Annotated in this window: 18 protein-coding genes and 1 pseudogene; 10 read left to right on the top strand and 9 right to left on the bottom strand. The window is 68.9% G+C overall.

Features of this window, described 5'->3' with window-relative positions; translation table 11 throughout:
• A pseudogene (locus tag B9G49_RS08680) lies at positions 1–345 on the top strand (phosphoesterase); the annotation flags it as partial.
• A gap of 62 nt (positions 346–407) precedes the next feature.
• Here B9G49_RS08680 and glnA read toward each other — a convergent pair.
• Entirely contained in the window at positions 408–1,772 is a 1,365-nt protein-coding gene (gene glnA, locus B9G49_RS08675) for a type I glutamate--ammonia ligase (protein ID WP_086216099.1), read from the bottom strand.
• Positions 1,773–1,898: 126 nt separating this feature from the next.
• On the opposite strand from glnA, the gene lrp reads away from it, so the two are divergent.
• A complete protein-coding gene (gene lrp, locus B9G49_RS08670) occupies positions 1,899–2,357 on the top strand; it encodes an HTH-type transcriptional regulator Lrp (RefSeq protein ID WP_086216098.1) in 459 nt (152 codons plus the stop codon).
• An 85-nt stretch (positions 2,358–2,442) separates the two neighbouring features.
• Here lrp and B9G49_RS08665 read toward each other — a convergent pair whose 3' ends face one another.
• Entirely contained in the window at positions 2,443–3,672 is a 1,230-nt protein-coding gene (locus tag B9G49_RS08665; RefSeq protein ID WP_086216097.1) for a phosphoglycerate kinase, read from the bottom strand.
• 132 nt (positions 3,673–3,804) lie between these two features.
• Entirely contained in the window at positions 3,805–4,857 is a 1,053-nt protein-coding gene (gene gap / locus B9G49_RS08660; protein WP_049930217.1) for a type I glyceraldehyde-3-phosphate dehydrogenase, read from the bottom strand.
• Positions 4,858–5,075: 218 nt separating this feature from the next.
• Between gap and B9G49_RS08655 the strand changes: the two genes are divergently transcribed.
• Positions 5,076–5,456 (top strand): Hsp20/alpha crystallin family protein, encoded by a 381-nt coding sequence (locus B9G49_RS08655; RefSeq protein WP_049930219.1) that lies wholly within the window; start codon positions 5,076–5,078, stop codon positions 5,454–5,456.
• Positions 5,457–5,489: 33 nt separating this feature from the next.
• On the opposite strand, the gene B9G49_RS08650 is transcribed toward B9G49_RS08655, so the two are convergent.
• Both B9G49_RS08650 and eif1A read right to left on the bottom strand, forming a co-directional pair.
• Positions 5,490–6,389: a RimK family alpha-L-glutamate ligase gene (locus B9G49_RS08650; protein ID WP_086216096.1), complete on the bottom strand. Its 900-nt coding sequence runs from the start codon at positions 6,387–6,389 to the stop codon at positions 5,490–5,492.
• A gap of 191 nt (positions 6,390–6,580) precedes the next feature.
• Positions 6,581–6,871, bottom strand: a complete 291-nt coding sequence (eif1A, locus tag B9G49_RS08645; protein WP_004597376.1) for a translation initiation factor eIF-1A — start codon at positions 6,869–6,871, stop codon at positions 6,581–6,583.
• Positions 6,872–6,967: 96 nt separating this feature from the next.
• Here eif1A and B9G49_RS08640 point away from each other — a divergent pair, with 96 nt between their 5' ends.
• Entirely contained in the window at positions 6,968–7,147 is a 180-nt protein-coding gene (locus tag B9G49_RS08640; protein WP_049930222.1) for a hypothetical protein, read from the top strand.
• Between the two features lie 106 nt (positions 7,148–7,253).
• Positions 7,254–7,499: a hypothetical protein gene (locus B9G49_RS08635; RefSeq protein ID WP_086216095.1), complete on the top strand. Its 246-nt coding sequence runs from the start codon at positions 7,254–7,256 to the stop codon at positions 7,497–7,499.
• A gap of 1 nt (position 7,500) precedes the next feature.
• Here B9G49_RS08635 and B9G49_RS08630 read toward each other — a convergent pair whose 3' ends face one another.
• Positions 7,501–9,219, bottom strand: a complete 1,719-nt coding sequence (locus B9G49_RS08630; protein ID WP_086216094.1) for a cryptochrome/photolyase family protein — start codon at positions 9,217–9,219, stop codon at positions 7,501–7,503.
• Positions 9,220–9,331: 112 nt separating this feature from the next.
• Between B9G49_RS08630 and B9G49_RS08625 the strand changes: the two genes are divergently transcribed.
• From B9G49_RS08625 to B9G49_RS08615, 4 genes are all read left to right on the top strand, one after another.
• Positions 9,332–9,529, top strand: coding sequence for a hypothetical protein (locus B9G49_RS08625; RefSeq protein ID WP_049930226.1), 198 nt, complete (start codon positions 9,332–9,334; stop codon positions 9,527–9,529).
• A 71-nt stretch (positions 9,530–9,600) separates the two neighbouring features.
• Positions 9,601–10,578, top strand: a complete 978-nt coding sequence (locus tag B9G49_RS08620; protein ID WP_086216093.1) for an aldo/keto reductase — start codon at positions 9,601–9,603, stop codon at positions 10,576–10,578.
• A 97-nt stretch (positions 10,579–10,675) separates the two neighbouring features.
• Positions 10,676–10,831: a hypothetical protein gene (locus tag B9G49_RS16750; RefSeq protein WP_167373081.1), complete on the top strand. Its 156-nt coding sequence runs from the start codon at positions 10,676–10,678 to the stop codon at positions 10,829–10,831.
• A 120-nt stretch (positions 10,832–10,951) separates the two neighbouring features.
• Positions 10,952–11,389: a hypothetical protein gene (locus B9G49_RS08615; protein WP_086216092.1), complete on the top strand. Its 438-nt coding sequence runs from the start codon at positions 10,952–10,954 to the stop codon at positions 11,387–11,389.
• A 156-nt stretch (positions 11,390–11,545) separates the two neighbouring features.
• On the opposite strand, the gene B9G49_RS08610 is transcribed toward B9G49_RS08615, so the two are convergent.
• Positions 11,546–14,701: an adenosylcobalamin-dependent ribonucleoside-diphosphate reductase gene (locus tag B9G49_RS08610; RefSeq protein ID WP_086216091.1), complete on the bottom strand. Its 3,156-nt coding sequence runs from the start codon at positions 14,699–14,701 to the stop codon at positions 11,546–11,548.
• A 425-nt stretch (positions 14,702–15,126) separates the two neighbouring features.
• On the opposite strand from B9G49_RS08610, the gene B9G49_RS08605 reads away from it, so the two are divergent.
• Positions 15,127–15,369, top strand: a complete 243-nt coding sequence (locus tag B9G49_RS08605; protein WP_049930233.1) for a hypothetical protein — start codon at positions 15,127–15,129, stop codon at positions 15,367–15,369.
• A gap of 44 nt (positions 15,370–15,413) precedes the next feature.
• Here the strand turns inward: B9G49_RS08605 and B9G49_RS08600 are convergent, their stop codons facing one another.
• Together B9G49_RS08600 and B9G49_RS08595 are read right to left on the bottom strand one after the other, a co-directional pair.
• Complete coding sequence (locus B9G49_RS08600) at positions 15,414–17,681, bottom strand: CDC48 family AAA ATPase (protein WP_086216090.1); 2,268 nt, start codon at positions 17,679–17,681, stop codon at positions 15,414–15,416.
• Positions 17,678–17,929, bottom strand: coding sequence for a hypothetical protein (locus tag B9G49_RS08595; RefSeq protein WP_049930235.1), 252 nt, complete (start codon positions 17,927–17,929; stop codon positions 17,678–17,680). Before B9G49_RS08595 ends, B9G49_RS08600 begins: the two co-directional genes overlap by 4 nt.
• Between the last annotated feature and the right edge of the window lie 127 nt (positions 17,930–18,056).

Genomic DNA, 18,056 nt, shown 5'->3' with positions numbered 1-18,056 from the left:
GATCTGAACCCCGCACCGGCGTTCGCCCTCGCGGCGGTCGTCTCCGCGGGCGCGCTGGCCGTCGCCGTCGCCGGCGGGCACAGGGGGGAAGTCGTCGAGGCGGGGATCGGGATCGCCGCCGGTGCCGGGGGCGCGGTCGGCTGGCGGTTCGTCGACGGCGAGGAGCCGTCGGTCCCGCCCCGCGTCGCCGTCCCCGCGCTCGCGGTCACCGGCGGCCTCTGGGGCGGCGCGTACGCCCTCGCGGGGACGCTGCCGGTGACGCTGGTCGCGACGACCGCCGCCGTGGTCGCCGTCGTCGCGCTCCCGGCGCTGTCCGGGCGGATCGAGCGGTCGCTCGCCGAGTGACGCGGCGTCGGAAAAAGTCCCGTCGCGGACCGCGGTCAGGGGCTACTCGACTCGGACCGGGCTCAGAACGTCTCCAGGTAGCGGTCCTCCTCCCACTGCGACACCTGGGTGAGGTACTCGCTGAACTCCTGAGACTTCGCCTCGGCGAACTTCTCGGAGGTGTGCGGGCCGAGCGCCTCCTGGAGCACCTCGTCGGTCTCCAGCTCCTCGACCGCGGCGCCGAGGTTCGGGGGCAGCGTCTCGATGCCGTACTCCTCGCGCTTCGCGTCGTCGAACTCGTAGATGTCCTCGCGGACCGGGTCGCCCGGGTCGGCGCCGGTCTTGATCCCGTCGAGGCCGGCGGCGATGAGCGACGCCATGCCGAGGTAGGGGTTACAGGACGGGTCGGGGCTGCGGACCTCGAAGCGCGCGGAGACGCCCGCGGCGTCCGGGACGCGGACGAGCGCCGAGCGGTTCGTGTCGGACCACGCGACGTAGATCGGGGCCTCGTAGCCGGGCACCAGCCGCTTGTAGGAGTTCACGGTCGGGTTCGTGACCGCCGTGAACGCGGGGGCGTGGTTCAGGATGCCGCCCATGAACTGGTAGGCCGTCTCGCTCAGGTTGAACTCGTCGGAGTCGTCGGCGAAGGCGTTGCCGTCCTCGTCGAACAGCGAGATGTGGCTGTGCATGCCCGAGCCGTTGATGTCGGCGATGGGCTTGGGCATGAACGTCGCGTGGAGGTCGTGCTGCTCGGCGACCGCGCGAACGACGGCGCGGAACGTCGCGATGTTGTCCGCGGTCGTGAGCGCGTCGGCGTACTTGAAGTTGATCTCGTGTTGGCCCTCCGCGACCTCGTGGTGGGAGGCCTCGATCTCGAAGCCCATCTCCTCTAAGGTGAAGATGATCTCCTTGCGCACGTCGGACGCGAGGTCCTTCGGGGCGAGATCGAAGTAGCCGCCGTTGTCGTGCGGGATGGTCGTCGCGTTGCCGTCGTCGTCCTTCTCGAACAGGAAGAACTCCGGCTCCGGCCCGATTGAGACGGAGTAGCCCATCTCCTCGGCCTCGGCGAGGACCGACTTCAGGACCTGCCGCGGCCCGCCGACGAACGGCTCGCCGTCGGTGTCGACGATGTCACAGATGAGCCGCGCCGCGCCCGAGTCGCCGTCGTTGCGCCACGGGAGCACCGCGAACGTGTCGGGGTCGGGGACGAGCCGCATGTCCGACTCCTGGATGCGCACGAACCCCTCGATTGAGGAGCCGTCGAAGTAGATGCCTTCGGTGAACGCCTTCTCCGCCTGGTGGGCGGGGACGGAGACGTTCTTCACGACGCCGAGGATGTCAGTGAACTGAAGCCGCAGGAAATCGACGTTCTGCTCCTCGATCTCGTCGAGTACCGCCTGTTCCTCGGCCGTGAGGCCGCCGTCCGGTTTCGCGTGTTCGTCCGTCATGTTCTGGACGTTTGATTTGTTATCTGCCAGTATAAAGGCCTTATCGCTTGGCGCATGAACCGCCGGACAGGCAAAACTGCTGGACGTTCGTAAAATTCTAAACCCCCGAAAGCGTGGTTAGGTGTGATGACGTACGAAAACCTCGACGCGAAGCTCATCAATTCGCTGCTCAGCAACGGCCGCGCGAGTCTCCGGAGCTTGGGCGACGAGCTCGACGTATCGGTGACGACCGTTTCGAACCACCTGCGCGACCTCGAAGAGGAAGGCGTCATTCGGGGGTACACGCCCGTCGTCGACTACGACAAGCTCGGCTACGACGTGACCGCCGTGCTCCAGCTTAAGGTCGAAGGGAGCGCGCTACCGGACGTGACCGAGAAGCTGCGGCAGGAGAAACAGATGGTGAGCGTCTACGAGGTCACCGGGGATTACGACGTGATCGCCATCGGGAAGTTTACCGACACGGACGGGATGAACGACCAGATCAAGTCGATCCTCACGGACGCGGACATCCGGGAGTCGAACACGAGCGTCGTCCTCAACGCGGTCGCGGAGAACGAGCAGTTCGACCTCGACGTCAAGGAGTAGTTCGGCCGCCGCCGGGGCCCTCTCCGCGCCGCCGAGAGCCCTCTTCGTACCGGCGCGAGCCGTCCCCGCGCTGCCCGCTGCCGGCTCAGTCTCTCCGCCGCTCCGCCGCCGCCTCCAGCGTCTCCACCGCCGGGAGCGGCTCGCCCGTCAGCGCGCGGATGTACGCGCCGCCCGCGATGGAGACGTGCGAGAAGTCCGCCTCGCTCAGCCCGTACATCTCGATGGCCCGCGAGGTGTCGCCCCCGCCGACGACCGAGAAGCAGTTCGTCTCCGCGATGGCGTCGAGGATGCCCACGGTGCCGTCGGCGAACCGCTCGTCCTCGAAGACGCCGAGCGCGCCCTTCACGAAGACCGCGTCGGACTCGCGGATCGCCGGCTCGTAGTCGGCGACCGTCGTCGCCCCCACGTCGAGGTACCCCGTCTCCTTCTCGCCGATGTCGTCGACGGGGACCTCAGCGCGCTCGCCGTCGGGACCCTCGTACGCAAGGTCGCTCGCGAGGCGGATCGCGTCGCCGCGCTCGTCGAGGACCGACTCGATCAGCTCGCGGTTCCGCTCCCACTGCTCGTCGAAGAGGTCCATCTCGCCCACGTCGCGGCCGACGGGGTGACCCGCGGCGCGGAGGAACAGCTCGCCGGCGACGCCGCCGAGGAGGAAGCGGTCGACGCGGTCGTCGAGGGCGTCCATTACGCCGATCACGTCGGTCGCCTTCGTCCCCCCGACGACCATCGTGACCGGGCCGTCGAACTCGCGGGTCGCGATCGCGGTGTTCGCCTCGTACTCCGTCTCCATCACGCGGCCCGCGTACGCGGGGAGGACGAGCGGGAAGCCGACGAGCGAGGCGTGCTTCCGGTGGGCCGCCGAGTAGGCGTCGTTGACGTACGCGTCGAACAGCGGCGCGAGCGTCCGGACGAACTCCGTCTCGGCCTTCTCTTCGGGCGACGCCTCCGGAAGCTCGTCGTCGCACATCCGCGTGTTCTCGAGCAGGAGGATCTCTCCCGCGTCGAGCGCGTCGATCGCCTCCAGCGCCTCGTCGCCGTACGTGTCGGCCACGAACCCAACGTCGCGGCCGACGCGGTCGGCGAGGATCTCGGCGTGGCCGCCGAGGGACGTGAAGTCGTCGCGACCGGGTCGGCCCTGATGGGCCAACAGGACGACGCGGTGTCCCGCCTCGGCCAGCTCGCGGACGGTCTCCGCGTGGCGCTCGAAGCGGCGGTTGTCCTGCGGTGTTCCGTCCTCGATGGGCGAGTTGAGGTCCAGTCGGGCGAGGACGCGCGAGTCTGCCGAGAGGTCGTCGAGGGTGTTGAACGCGGGCATGGGTGAGGAGTCGTCGATGAGCTCGTTAAGCGGTTGCGCTCCGGGGGAACGTTGCCGTCCGAAGGTCCGTCCCGTCGAACGGGCGGTGCGTGTCGAGCGCGTCGGTCGCGACGCGCCAGACGAACCAGCCGTCTACGCCTCGTCGTGGACGTACGCGGCCATGTCGAGCAGCCGGTTCGAGAAGCCGTACTCGTTGTCGTACCAGGTGAGGATCTTCAGCAGCTTCCCGCCGGCGATGACGTTCGTCGACTGGAGGTCGACGTAGCTGGAGAACGGGAGGCCGACGATGTCGGAGGAGACGACCTCGTCGTCGGTGTAGCCGAGAACGCCCGCGAGCGGACCGGAGTCGGCGGCTTCGCGGAAGGCGGCGTTGACCTCCTCCTCGGTGACGGTCTCGTCGAGGCTGACGACGAACTCGGTGAGGGAGCCGGTCGGGACCGGGACGCGCATCGCCATGCCGTCGATCTTCCCCTCCAGCTGCGGGAGGACCTTCTGCGCCGCGCCCGCGGCGCCCGTCGAGGTGGGAACGATGTTCTCGGCAGCCGCACGGCCGCGGCGACGCTTGCTCATCGGGCCGTCGATGAGGCTCTGCGAGCCCGTGTAGGCGTGGACGGTGGTGAGGGTACCGGCGTCGATGCCGAACTCCGCGTCGAGCACCTTCGCGACCGGCGTGATGGAGTTCGTCGTACAGGAGGCGTTCGAGATCACGTCGTCGCCCTCGTACTCGTCGTGGTTGACGCCGTAGACGAGCTGTTTGACCGGCTTGTCGCCCTTCGGGGGCGCCGAGATGATCACGGTGTCGGCGCCGCCGTCGAGGTGCGCGCTCGCGTCGTCGCGGGTGCGGAAGACGCCCGTACACTCTAGGGCGACGTCGACGTCGAGCTCGTCCCACGGGAGGTCGGCGGGGTCCTGAACGTTGAACAGCGGGACGGCCGTGTCGCCGACCGTCAGCTCATCGCCGTCGCGCTCGACGCCGTCGAGACGACCCATGACGGTGTCGTACTTCGCGAGATACCCCATGTCGTCGAAGTCCATCACGTCGTTGATCCCGACGAGTTCGATCCGCGGGCTCTCTAACACCGCGCGGAACACGTTGCGCCCGATGCGACCGAAGCCGTTGAGCCCCACCCGCACGACCTCGTCGTCGCTCACGTCGTCACCGGCCGCCAGATTCGATTTACTCATATTCGAAAAAGCCGAGCCGCAACTACTTAAATCCGGCCCAGTCGCGGCGAGACCGTCATAATCGTTGGAATTTGTTACGGCCGGTGTCACGTCTCGCGGCCGAGGGCCCGCGACGGCGGCCGCTCTTCGTCCGCCGGATCGCTGCTTTCCCGCGGCGGATAGCGGCCGATACGGCGACCGACAGAAGGCTTATCGGGGTCACCGACCTCACGGAAGGTATGGACAGAGACGACCGCGACGATCCGTTCGGAGACTTCTTCGAGGAGATCGAGCGGATGATGAACGAGATGGCCACCGGCGACGCTCCGTCGGCCGACGACGCCGGGTTCGGCTCCGACACCCACGTCGACGCGTACACCACCGAGGAGTCGGTGCGTCTCGTCGCCGACCTCCCCGCCGTCTCGAAGGAGGACCTCTCGCTCCGCTGTGACGGCGACGCGCTCACCATCTCCGCGGTCTCCGACCGGCGCGAGTACGACGAGACGGTCGACCTCCCCGCGCCCGTCGACGAGCACTCCGCCGACGCGACGTTCAACAACGGCGTCCTCGAGGTCTCGTTCGACCGCGACGAGGACAGCGCGTCGATCGACCTCGTCTGAGCCGGCCCGCCTCCCGGGGCTCGCTCGCTCTCCTCACTCCTCCTCGGCGGTCCGCCGGACGAGCGCCGCGAACCGGTCGTAGAAGCCGTCCTCGTACTTCGTCGCGGCGTCGACCGTCGGCCGCGCGTTCGTCTCGTTGACGACGAGCCGGTCGTCGGTCGCGAGCAGGTCGACGCCGAGGTAGTCGATCCCCAGCGCCGCGGCCGCGCGCTCCGCGAGGTCGCGCGCTCGCGGATCGAGGTCGACGCCGCGAGCGGTCGCACCGCGGTGGACGTTGTGTTTCCACCGGCCGGCCGCGAGCGCGTCGGCGTCGAGTTCGCGTTCCACCGCCCCGGCGTACGCGCCGTCGACGACCATCGCGCGGTAGTCGCGCGCGTCGGGAAGGTACTCCTGAAGCAGGAACGACTTGTCGCCGGTCGCGCGGTAGTCGTGGATCAGGTTCAGGTAGTCGACGACGCCCAGCAGCGAGTCGAGGTCGGTCGCGGTCGCGACGCCCACCCCGCGGGTCGCGGAGTTCGGCTTCACGACGACCGGGTAGGAGAACTCGCTCGCGGCGTCGACGACGACCGACTCGTCGACGGGGTTCGACACGAGCGTCGTCTTCGGCGTCGGGAGGCCGGCGGCGGAGAGCGTCGCCAGCACGCCGGCCTTGTTGCGCGAGGTCACGACCGCGTCGCGGCCGTTCACCCACGGCACGCCCAGCCGCTCGTCGACGACCGCGCCCTCCATGAGCCGGGTGGGGTAGACGAGGCCGACGTCGAAGTCGGCGAACTCGTCGGGGTCGCCCGCGCCGTCTCGCGCCGCCGCGCCGCCCGAGACGCGCAGCGCTCGCTCTTTCGCTCGGACGTGACCGACGTCGATGCCGCGGTCCGCGAGGGGCCCGCGCACGCGCTCGAACGTCTCCGCGTCGGTGGTCATCGCGAGCCGGAGCATAACCGTGTTGGGGGCCGTTCGGACTTAAAAACGGCGCGAGCGGAACGACGGCAGCGACGCGTTCCGACGGCCGGTGACGCGTGCCTCGCGGCCGGGGACTCGGAGGCGTTCACCGTCGATTCGCAGTCTGATACGTACGAATAAGCGGTCGAGGTGTCGGCGAGGTCTCCCGTCGATACGCGCGAAGCGACCTATTGGAGGTGGCCTTCCTCGCGGAGCTGTTCGGCCTCGCTCTTCTCGTAGCGCCACGAGATGTCGGCCTTCTCGTCCTGCCAGTCCCACGGCTCGACGAGGACGATGTCGTCTTCGCGGATCCACACGCGCTTTTGCATCCGGCCGGGGATGCGCGCGGTCCGCTGTTTCCCGTCCGCGCAGCGCACCTTGACGCGGTTCGCGCCGAGCATCTCGACGACCTCCGCGAACACCTCGTCGTCGTCGGGCATCCGGAGGTCGTTCCGACCGCCGCCGTCTCCGTTGCTCATGCGTACGCGGTGATACGCGCTCGCAGAAATAAAAGGGCCGCTCTCCGCCGGGACCGAAACGGCCCTTTTACCTCCGGGGACCGCCGAGGCGACGACATGCGTGACACGCTCGGACTCGAAGGCATCGCCGGCGTCCTCGTCGTCCTCGTCGGTATCGGTATCCTGACCCTCCGCGATCCGGTCGTCGCCGGCGCCCTGATGGTCGTGCTCGCCGGTCTCGCGCTGATCGCGAAGGGGCTCGTCGACACCGCCATGCGATCGTTCGGGCTGAAGTGAACCCTCGGCGGCGGTCCGACCGACTCCGGACGAGCGGCCGTCCGCGCGACGCGGCGTTCACCGTGGTCCCGAAAGAGTCATAATCGCCGACCGTCCCTCACCGGGTATGGTCGAAGTACCTGCCGTCGCGGTCGAACTCGTCGAACTCCTCGCCGCTGCCGTCGGCGCCGGCGCGGCCGCCGCGGTCGGCGTCGTGCTCGAACAGTTCGGGCTCTCCGCCGTCTCCGGCGGCGATCTCGTCCTCGGCGCGTGGGCCGTCGGCATGGGACTGATCGCGCTGTACGTCGGCCTCGTCGGTCTCGGCTACGAGCAGGCGCTCCCGCGGCTGCGCAGCCTCGCGAGCGGCGAGTAACTCACAGGTCCCCGTCCGCGGCGAGTTCGCGCACTCGGTCGGCGCGCTCGCGGATCGCCGCCCACTCCTCGTCGTCCTTCTTGTCGACGTGCGAGTACATCAGCCCCATTCGCCCGGTGCCGCGGAGCGTCTCCTCGTTCTCCTTCAGGAAGTCCCAGTAGAGCGCGTTGAACGGGCAGGCCCCGTCGCCCGTGGTCCGCGAGACGGCGTACGGGCAGTCGGCGCAGTGGTCGCTCATCCGGTTGACGTAGCTTCCCGAGGAGGCGTACGGCTTCGAGGAGAGCACGTCCGTGCCGAACGACCCCATCGCGACGACGTTCGGCGTCGTCACCCAGTGGTAGGCGTCGACGAAGCCGAGGTGGAACCACTCGTTCACGTCGGCGGGGTCGGCGCCGTACACGAGCGCGAAGTTCGACAGCACCATCAGCCGCTCGATGTGGTGGGCGTAGCCGAACTCGCGGACGTGCCCGACCGCCTCCGAGAGACACCGCATGTCCGTCTCGCCGTCCCAGTAGGCGGGGGGAAGCTCCCGGTCCTGTTCCAACTGATTCGCCTCCGCGAGCTCCGGCATCGCCTCGCGGTAGACGTGGCGCATGAACTCCCGCCAGCCGATCACCTGCCTCACGAACCCTTCTACGGCGTTGAGCGGGACGGGGGCGGGCCCGTTGCCCCCGGCCGCTCTGCCCCCGGTCGCTCCGTCCTCGCCGTCCGCCGCGTCCCCGCCGAACTCGTCGAGCGAGGTCGCCGTCCCGCCCGCGTCGCCGTGGTCGTCTGGGTCGTACGCGCCGGGCTCGACCCCCCGCTCCTCGTAGGCGCGCTCGACCGCCCGCACCGGCTCGCGCGGGTCGAGCAGCCCGAGGTTGATCGCCGGCGACAGCAGCGAGTGCGAGAGGAACGGCTCGCCGCCGACCATCGCGTCCTCGTACCGTCCGAACGCGGGCAGCCCGTCGCGGACGAACCGGTCGAGCGCCTCGCGGGCCTCTGCCCGCGTGACCGGCCACGCGAACCCGTCGAGCGCGTCGTTCCCCCACGTGTCGAACCGGTCGCACACCCACGCGTGGGTCTCGCGGGTCAGCTCGTCCGGCTCGAACGTCGGCCGCCCCGGCGGTTCCCAGTCCTCCGGCGGCGTCTCCTGATTCAGGTCGTCGTAGTTCCACTCCCCGCCGACCGGCTCGCCGTCGTCCATCAGCACGCCCGTCTCGCGACGGACGTGCCGGTACCAGTGCTCCTGCCGGTAGGTGCGCTCCGCGGCCCCGTCGGCGCCGATCTCGGTCCCCTCGTCGCCGGCCCACTCGCGCCAGTCCGCCGGCGTCGTCCAGAACAGCTCGTTGTCGACGAGTTCGAGGGTGCCGCCGCGCTCGGCGACCAGCCCGCGGAGCCGCTCGCCGGCGCCGTGGCTCGCGGGGCGCATGAGCCGCAGGCGCGGCCCGTCGTCGTCCTCGCCGTCGTTCGCCTCGGCCGCCCGACCAGCGAAGAACTCGTCGAGCCCCTCGCCGAACGACTCCGCCTGAACGTACGTCACGTCGTGGCCGCGATCGCGGAGGTCGTCGCGGAAGTGCCGCATCGCCGAGAACACGAGCGTCAGCTTGTGGGCGTGGTACGGCTTCCGGTCGGCGAACCCGTGCGCTTCGATCAGGAGGACCTCGTCGGCCGCGTCGAGGGCGTCGAGGTCGGGGTTGAGCTGGTCGCCGAGCAGCCAGCAGGTCGTCCGGTCGCTCACGGGACGAATAACGGTCCCGAGTCTCATAGCTCCGGCGGCGTCGCTCGGCCGCGACCTCCCGGAACGACGCGTCACCCGCGGACTTTTGTCGGCTCCCCGTGTCGGGCGAGCCATGGACGAGATCCTCACGAACTGGCTGCTCGGCCTCATCGCCGCCCTCCTCGCCGTGCTGGTGCTCGACTCGACCGGACAGTCCTTCCTCGCGCCGCTCTCGCCGGTCGCGAACGTGCTCGCGCTCGTGACGTTCCTCGCGTTCGTCATCCTCACCGGGGCGTTCCTCGTGTACACGGCGTCGTTCCGGGACCTCTGATCCCCGCTTCGGGCCGAGCCCGTCGCTGCCGCCGCGCGTAGCTTTTTGTTCCGCCTCGAACTGGTGCGCGTATGGAGTACACCACGCTCGGCTCCACCGGGACCACCGTCTCGAAGATCTGTCTCGGCTGTATGAGCTTCGGCGACCCGGACTGGCGCGAGTGGGTGCTCGACGAGGAGGCGGGCCGCGAGCTCGTCGACCGCGCCGTCGAACTCGGCGTGAACTTCTTCGACACCGCCAACATGTACTCGAACGGCGCGAGCGAGCGCGTCCTCGGTGACGCCCTCGGCGAATACGACCGCGAGGAGTTCGTCGTGGCCACGAAGGGGTACTTCCAGATGGACGAGTCGAACCCGAACTCGGGCGGCCTCTCCCGGAAGGCCATCGAGCAGGAGCTGTCGAACTCCCTCGACCGGCTCGGCATGGAGACGGTCGACCTCTATCAGATCCACCGCTGGGACGACGACACGCCGATCGAGGAGACGCTCGCCGCGCTCGACGACGCGGTGCGACGGGGCGACGTGCGACACGTCGGCGCCTCCTCGATGTGGGCCCATCAGTTCGCCGAGGCGCTCCACGCGAGCGACCGCGAGGGGTACGAGCGGTTCGCCACGATGCAGAACCACTACAACCTCGCCTACCGCGAGGAGGAGCGCGAGATGCTCCCGCTGTGCGAGAAGGAGGGAATCGGCGTGATGCCGTGGAGCCCCCTCGCGCGCGGCTACCTGACGCGCCCGCACGAGGAGGTCGACGCCACCCTCCGCGGCGAGACCGAGGAGCACCTCTACGCGCACCCCTACCGCGAGGGCGGCGGGCGGGCGGTCAACGAGCGAGTCGAGGAGCTCGCCGCGGAGGAGGGCGTGAAAATGGCGCAGATCGCGCTCGCGTGGCTGTTCCACAAGGAGTGGGTCGACACGCCCCTCGTCGGCACGACGAGCGTCGAACACCTCGAAGACGCGGTCGAGGCGCTCGACGTCAACCTCTCCGATTCCGACGTGGAGTGGCTCGAAGAGCCGTACGAGCCGGTCCGCGTCTCCGGTCACGAGTGACGGCGGAGCGCGACTCCGGCTGCGCGCTCGGCGACCTAAATCGTGTTTTAGGAATATGTCGATAAGTCATTTGTATGCTAGTGAATGCCACACTCATATGGTCGACGACACCGACCGAACCCCGACCCGGTCGAGGACGGAGTACGCTCGCACCCGGATCCGGTGTCCGAACTGCGGCGACCGCGTGCCTGCGGCCGGCCGGGACACGGACTCGGCGGAGTGCCCGAACTGCCACCGGCTGATTCGGACCTGACGCCGGCTCGGGGCCGCCGGCGGAGCGCCGGTCCGACACCGTCGCCCGCCGGCTATTTATAAACACACCGTCGCGGGCGCCACGACAACCCTTTTCGGCGGCGCCGCCGAACCGTGGCGCATGGCAGACGACGACGCCACCGACCCCGAGAACGGCGAGGGCGGCGAACAGAGCGACGGTGACGACGGCGAGGAGAAGTCGTTCCGCGAGCGCGTCGAGGAGATCCGGGAGCGACGCGAGCAGGAGCGCGAGGAGGGCGACCGGCCCGACCCGGAGGAGATGATGGGCGGCGGCGGGCCGCCGGGGATGGGCGGTGGCGGCGGCGGCAACCCCTTCGCGCAGATGATGTCCGGCATGATGGGCGGCGGCGGCGGCCCCGGCGGCGCGGGCGGCCCGCCCGGCATGGGCGGCGGTCCCGGCGCGGGCGCAGAGCAGGGCGCCCGCGGCGACGACGGCGGCAACGAGGAGCTCGTCCGCGAGGTGCGCCAGCTCCGCGACGAGGTCCGCGACGCCACCCGCCAGCTCCAGCGCATCGCGCAGGCGCTCGAAGACGACTGAGCCGACGGTATAATCTCTTTTCGGTCCCGACCGCTCCACCTGACCCGAACAGCGTCACGCTCGTCTATCGACCGGTAGTGAACGCGCGCGGAAGCGTCAACGACCCGCAGAAAACCGCGCCGTCGACCGCGCGCTACCGACGTTCGCGCCGCCCGGCTAACACTCCGACCAGCCGCACGACTCGCACGTCTTACAGCCCTCGGAGTAGTAGAGGTTCATCCCGCCGCACTCGGGACACTCGGGCGACTCGCCCGCCGCGATGAGCTGCTGGGTCGAGTCGTCGGCGCCGGCCGCGTCGTCCTCTCCCGTCGGAGCGGTCCCGCTCGGGGCGCCGGTCGCCGCGCCGGCGTCGACCGCGCCGCCGTCGGTCTGGCTCGGCGGACTCGCGCTCGACGCGGCCTCCCCGACGTCGTCGAGGCTCTGCTGTTGAGGGATCCCCTTGTCGACGTCGTCGTCGAGGTAGCGCCGCAGCGCGGTGCCGATGGCGTCCGGGATCGACTGGATCTGCTCGCCCTTGTCCCAGGCGACCTTCGGGCTCCGGGTGCCCTGGAGCTCGTCGACGATCTCCTCGGGGTCGACGCCGGAGCGCAGCGCCGTCGAGATGACCTTCGCGAGCGCCTCGGTGAAGGAGTTGGTGTAGCCGCCGGAGTGGCCGATGTTCGCGAACAGCTCGAACGGTCGACCGTTCTCGTCCTCGTTGATGGTGACGTACAGCTTGCCGTAGCCCGTCTCGACCCGCTGGGTGACGCCCGACAGCGAGTCGGGGCGCGGGCTGCGCTCGCTGTAGTCGATCCGGGGCTGCTCGGTCGCTTCGAGCAGGTCTGCGACCTCCGCGTCGATCGCCGCGCGGACGTCCTCGTTGTCGAGGAACGCCTCGACGCCGCCGAAGACCTTGTTGATCTGCTCGACGATGGTCTCCGCGGCCTCGCTCTCGTCGGCGAACTCCGTGTTCTGCGCCCGCGTCGTGAGCACCTGCTTCGAGCGGGTGCCGTCGCGGTAGTAGGTGACGCCCTTCCCGCCGTTCTCGTAGATGTACTCGAAGACCTCCTTGGCGTCGCCCAGCGTCGAGTCGTTGGGCGCGTTCACGGTCTTCGAGATGGCGGAGTCGACGCCCTTCTGACAGGCGACCTGGACGCCGGCGTGGTCCTTCGCCGAGAGGTCGCCGGTGACGACAAACAGCTCGCCGATGGCGTCCGGGACGGTGTCGAGCCCCTCGACGCCGTCGAACGCGTTTTCGGCCATCTGCGCCTGCGCCTCGCGCTTGACGGCCTCGACGTCGACGTCGTTGGCCTCCAGCGTGCGCAGGAAGTAGTCGTCGAACTCGACGAGCATCTCGTCGCCCTGGACGTCGTCGGAGACGTTCTTGTAGTAGGCGACGTTGTAGATCGGCTCGCAGCCGCCGGTCGTGTTGCCGATCATCGACGTCGTGCCCGTGGGGGCGATCGTCGTCGTGTTGTGGTTCCGGATCGGGAAGCCGTCCGCCCACTCGTCGGCGTCGAGCCCGGTGAAGTGCTCGAACCAGTCGCGGTGCTCGGTCGGGTTCGCGTACTTCGAGTCCGCCCAGTCGTTGAACGTCCCGCGCTCCTCGGCGAGATCGTGGGAGGCAAGCTTCGACTCGTGGTTGATGTGGGTCATCAGCTGCCGGGCGATCTCGTTGCCCGACTCGGAGCCGTAGCGGACGCCGAGCTGGACGTACAGCTGCGCGAGCCCCATGATTCCGAGCCCGATCTTCCGCATGTCGCGGACCTTCTCCTCGATCTCGTCGACCGGGAAGTCGGACATCGTGACGACGTTCTCGAGGAAGCGGGTGCCGTACGCGATCCGCTCTTCGAACTCCTCGAAGTCGATCGCCTCTTCGAGGAACGCCTCGACTGCGGCCGCCTCGGAGTCGTACTCGTCGGCGTGCTCGTCCGACCAGACGCGCCAGTCGGGCGCGTCGAGGTCCGCGAGCGTCGAGAGGTTGATGTGGCCGAGGTTACAGGCCTCGTACTCCTCTAACGGCTGCTCGCCGCAGGGGTTCGTCGCGAGGATCTGGTGCTCCGGGTGCTCCTCCACGTCGAAGGAGTGCTCCTTGTTGATCCGTTCGAGGTAGACGACGCCCGGCTCCCCGTTCTCGTGGGCGCCCTGGATCATGTGATCCCAGATCTCCGCCGCCGGGACGGAGAGCTCCTCGCCGACCTCGACGTGCTCGCCGAGCCCGAACATGTCGTAGAGCTCCTTCGTCTCCGGGGTGGCGACGTGGGGCTCCTCGGTGCGGGGGTTGGTGAAGGTGAACTCCTCGTCGTTCGCCAGCGCCTCCATGAAGTCGTCGGTGACGCCGACGCTGATGTTGAAGTTCGAGAGGTGTCCCTCGACCGCGTTCCGGAGGTGCTCGGGCACCTTGCCGTCCTCGTCGATGAGCTCGCGGGCCTCCTCCAGCGCGTCCGCGAAGGAGTTGTGCGTGAAGTCGTCGGGGTCGTTGAGCCGCAGCGAGTGGGCCAGCGAGACATCCTTGTTCTTCGCGTGGATGAACTGGATCACGTCCGGGTGCGAGATGCGCATGACGCCCATCTGGGCGCCGCGGCGCGCGCCGCCCTGCGCGATCGTCTCGCACATCTGGTCGAACGTCCGCATGAACGTGATCGGCCCGGAGGCGATGCCGCCGGTGGAGCCGACGGAGTCGCCGTACGGCCGGAGCTTCCAGAACGCGTACCCCATGCCGCCGCCGGACTGGAACACCTCGGCCGCCTCCTTGGCGGTCTGGTGGATGTCGGTGATGTCGTCGCCCGGCGAGTCGACGAAGCAGGCGGAGAGCTGCTGGAGCTCGTCGCCGGCGTTCATCAGCGTCGGGGAGTTCGGCATGAAGGAAAGCGACTCCATCCCCTGTCGGAACGTCTCGGCGGTCGCCTCGACGTGGTCGCGAACCCCGTCGGGGAGCTCGGGAACGACCGTCTCGTACGCGAACTTGTTGACGTTGTGGGCCGTGAGCGTCGCCTCCGCGTCGTCGTCGGCCGTCGTGCCCGCGCCGAACACGTCCTCGGCGAGCTCGTCGCGCCGCGGGTGGTCGGGCTTCAGCTGGTCGGGCGTGACGGTGACCTCGACGCCCTGGTTTTCAGCCTCGAAGACGGCCTCCGCGAGCGCGACGTTTCGCGCGACGCGGTCGAAGAGTTCCTCCTGGTCTTCGATCGGTTCGCCGTCCGCGTTCTTCCGGAGGTAGCGCGCGGGCAGGATGTTCTGGTAGGCGTTGCCCGTGAGGCGCTCCTCCATCGTCTCGCCCGTGGTTCGTTTGATCGGCAGTTCGACTCCGTCGGCGGAGACGCCGTCGCTGCTCATTCGGCGGCCACCCCGCTGGCTTTGCGTGGAATATGGATCATCTGTAGTGTTGGTGTACTGGCGAGGCGGGCCCTTGTACGTTCGGATGTTCGGCCCCGCCCGGCTTCTACATGTCCGATTCGGTATGTAACGTCTCTCCGGTGCGCCTGACGCTTAATCCGGTACGTCGGTAAGGAATGGGCTCTGGACACATAAGCATAGGTAGACCGGAGTGAAACTGGTCGTCGATCGAAAAAACCACACGATGTGAGCGGTCTCCCACGGGAACAGAAGGGGGGTCGATCGAGGCGGCAACCGCCGGCCCAGCCGGCGCCCGATACCGCCGTGTCGGCCGGTGTCGGGCGGATCCACGCTCGGCCCCATCACCGGAATGCCTGAATACCTATCAGAACCAGTAAACGACTTTCGGCTCCTCCCACAAGCTTATGCCCGGCGTCGCCGTGGTCCGGGACATGACCGCAACGTCGCTCGCGCTCGCGGGGCTCGCCGCGCCGGCACAGGCCGCGCTGCTCGGCAGTCAGGTCGGGCAGCTCCTGGTCGCCCTCGTCGCCGTCGCGCTCGTCATCGTCGTCGGCAAGTTCGTGTTGAAGCTCGCGTGGCGGCTCGTCACGATCGGCATCGTCGTCGTCGCGGCGTTCTACCTGCTGTCGACGCTGGGACTTGTCTAAAAACCGCCGCGGGCCGGCCGCCGGTTCGGGTCGAAGCGCCCGGCTTACTGGAACGCCGCGCCCGGTTCGGCCTCGGTGCGGTCGACCTCCGACCGCTTGAACTGCTTTTCTATCTCCTCGTAGCGCTCGCGCGTCTCGGGGGTGACGCTCGGGTTCACCTCGCTCAGCGCGTCCTCGAAGTGCTCCATCGTCACACGGACGTTGCCGACGGACTCACCGACCTCCTCGCGCGTGACGCTGCCGATGAACTCCCGAGAGGCGTTCATCGACGCCTCGCGGGCGACCGCCTCGATGTCGGCCCCCACGTACCCCTCGGTCTTGCGGGCGAGGGCGTCGAGGTCGACGTCGTCCGCCAGCGGCTTATCCCGCGTGTGGACCTCGAAGATCCGGCGGCGCGCCGCCTCGTCGGGGACTGGCACGTGGACGTGCCGGTCTAAGCGACCGGGGCGGAGCAGCGCCGAGTCGATGAGGTCGGGGCGGTTCGTCGTCGCGACGACGACGACGTCCTCCAGCGACTCGAGGCCGTCGAGCTCCGTCAGCAGCTGGGAGACGACGCGCTCGCCCACGCCGGAGTCGCCGGAGTTCTTCCCGCGCTCGGTGGCGATCGAGTCGATCTCGTCGAAAAACACGATCGTCGGCGCGTTCTCGCGGGCCTTGCTGAACACCTCGCGGACGCCCTTCTCGGACTCGCCCACGTACTTGTTCAGCAGCTCGGGCCCCTTGATCGAGATGAAGTTGGACTCGCTCTCGTTGGCGACGGCCTTCGCGAGCAGGGTCTTCCCCGTGCCCGGCGGGCCGTACATCAGGACGCCCTTCGCGGCCTGCATGTCGAGCTCGTCGAACACCTCGGGGTACTCGAGCGGCCACTGGATCGTCTCGCGGAGCCGCTCTTTCGTGTCGCCGAGGCCGCCGACGTCGTCCCAGGTGGTGTCGGGGACCTCCACGAACACCTCCCGCAGCGCGGAGGGTTCGATCCCCTTGATCGCCTCCTTGAAGTCCGACTCGGTCACCTGGATGCTGTTCAGCACGTCGGCGTCGATCTCGTCCGATTCGAGGTCGATCTCCGGGCGGATGCGCCGCAGTGCGTGCATCGCGGACTCCTTCGCCAGCGATTCGAGGTCGGCCCCGACGAAGCCGTGCGTGTTCTCGGCGTACTCGTCGAGGTCGATCCTATCGGTCAGCGGCATGTTCCGCGTGTGGACCTGAAGGATCTCCTTGCGACCGTCCCGGTCGGGGACGCCCACCTCGATCTCGCGGTCGAAGCGGCCGCCCCGTCGGAGCGCCTGATCGATGGCGTCGACGCGGTTCGTCGCCCCGATGACGACGACCTCGCCGCGCTCTTCGAGCCCGTCCATCAGCGAGAGCAGCTGCGCCACGACGCGGCGCTCCACGTCGCCGCCCGCCTCCTCGCGCTTGGGCGCGATGGAGTCGAGCTCGTCCATGAAGATGATCGACGGCGACTCCTCGGACGCCTCCTCGAACACTTCGCGGAGCTGCTCCTCGCTCTCGCCGTAGTACTTCGACATGATCTCCGGGCCGGAGATCGTGTGGAAGTTCGCGTCGATCTCGTTGGCGACCGCCTTCGCGATCAGCGTCTTCCCAGTGCCCGGCGGGCCGTGGAGCAGGACGCCCTTCGGCGGGTCGATGCCGAGGCGCTTGAACAGCTCCGGGTGCCGCATCGGGAGCTCGATCATCTCGCGGACCTGTTCGAGCTCGTCGTCGAGCCCGCCGATGTCCTCGTAGGTCACGTCCGGCCCCTCGCCGGTGCCGCCCGCGGCCTCGCCGCGGTCGGCGATCTCCTCGGCGGAGATCTCGGAGATGCTGATCTCCGTCTCGTCGGTGATGACGACCGTGCCGCCGGGGCTCGTCTCGGCGATCTTCATCGGGACCGCCTGCGACTGGCCGCCCATCAGCCCGAAGCCGAGCGAGGTCCGGATCGTCTGCCCCTCGGTCACCGGCTGACCGGAGAGCTTGTCCCGGATGAACGGGGCGATCTGCCCCCGCACCCGCAGCTGGCTGGGGAAGGCGATCGTCACCGCGTCCGCCCGCGAGACGTCGACGTCCTCGACGGTGACGCGGTCGTCGATCCCCACGTCGGCCTCCTGGCGGAGGCGCCCGTCGATGCGGATCACGTCCGTCCCGTCGTCCTCGGGGTAGCCGGGCCAGACGCGGGCGATCGCCGCCCCGTCGGCGCTCTCGACGCGGACGATGTCCCCGCCGGAGAGCCCGAGCTCGTCGGCCGCGACGCGGTCGATTGCCGCCAGGCGACGGCCGGCGTCCTTCTGTTTCAGCGGCTTGACAGTGAGCTTCATCGGTCGCCCTCCACGGTGAGCACGCCGTTGTTCACCGCCACGTCGGCGGCCGTCCCGGGCAGCTCGAACTCCGATTCGACCGGCCCGTCCGGTCCCTCTACGACGACGATCGCCGTCTCGCCGACGGTGTCGACGGTGACGGCCTCGTCGTCGACGTCGAGGTCGGCGGCGACGGTCCAGCCGTCGTCGTACTCGTACCGGCGCAGCAGCGCGCCGTCGCCGGTCGATCGGGTCTGTATGTGATTCATCCTAACTACGAGTTAGTCGCGTAAGTATTTAAACTTGACGCTCAAAATCGCATGACGTGAGTGCCTCTTTGTACTAACGGTAGTGTAGCGGTTCGAGCGATTCCACCGCCGACCGTCCGCGGTCGTG

This window comes from Halorubrum sp. SD683, from assembly GCF_002135045.1.
GTDB lineage: Archaea > Halobacteriota > Halobacteria > Halobacteriales > Haloferacaceae > Halorubrum > Halorubrum ezzemoulense.
This window is presented reverse-complemented; position numbering and strand designations above follow the sequence as displayed.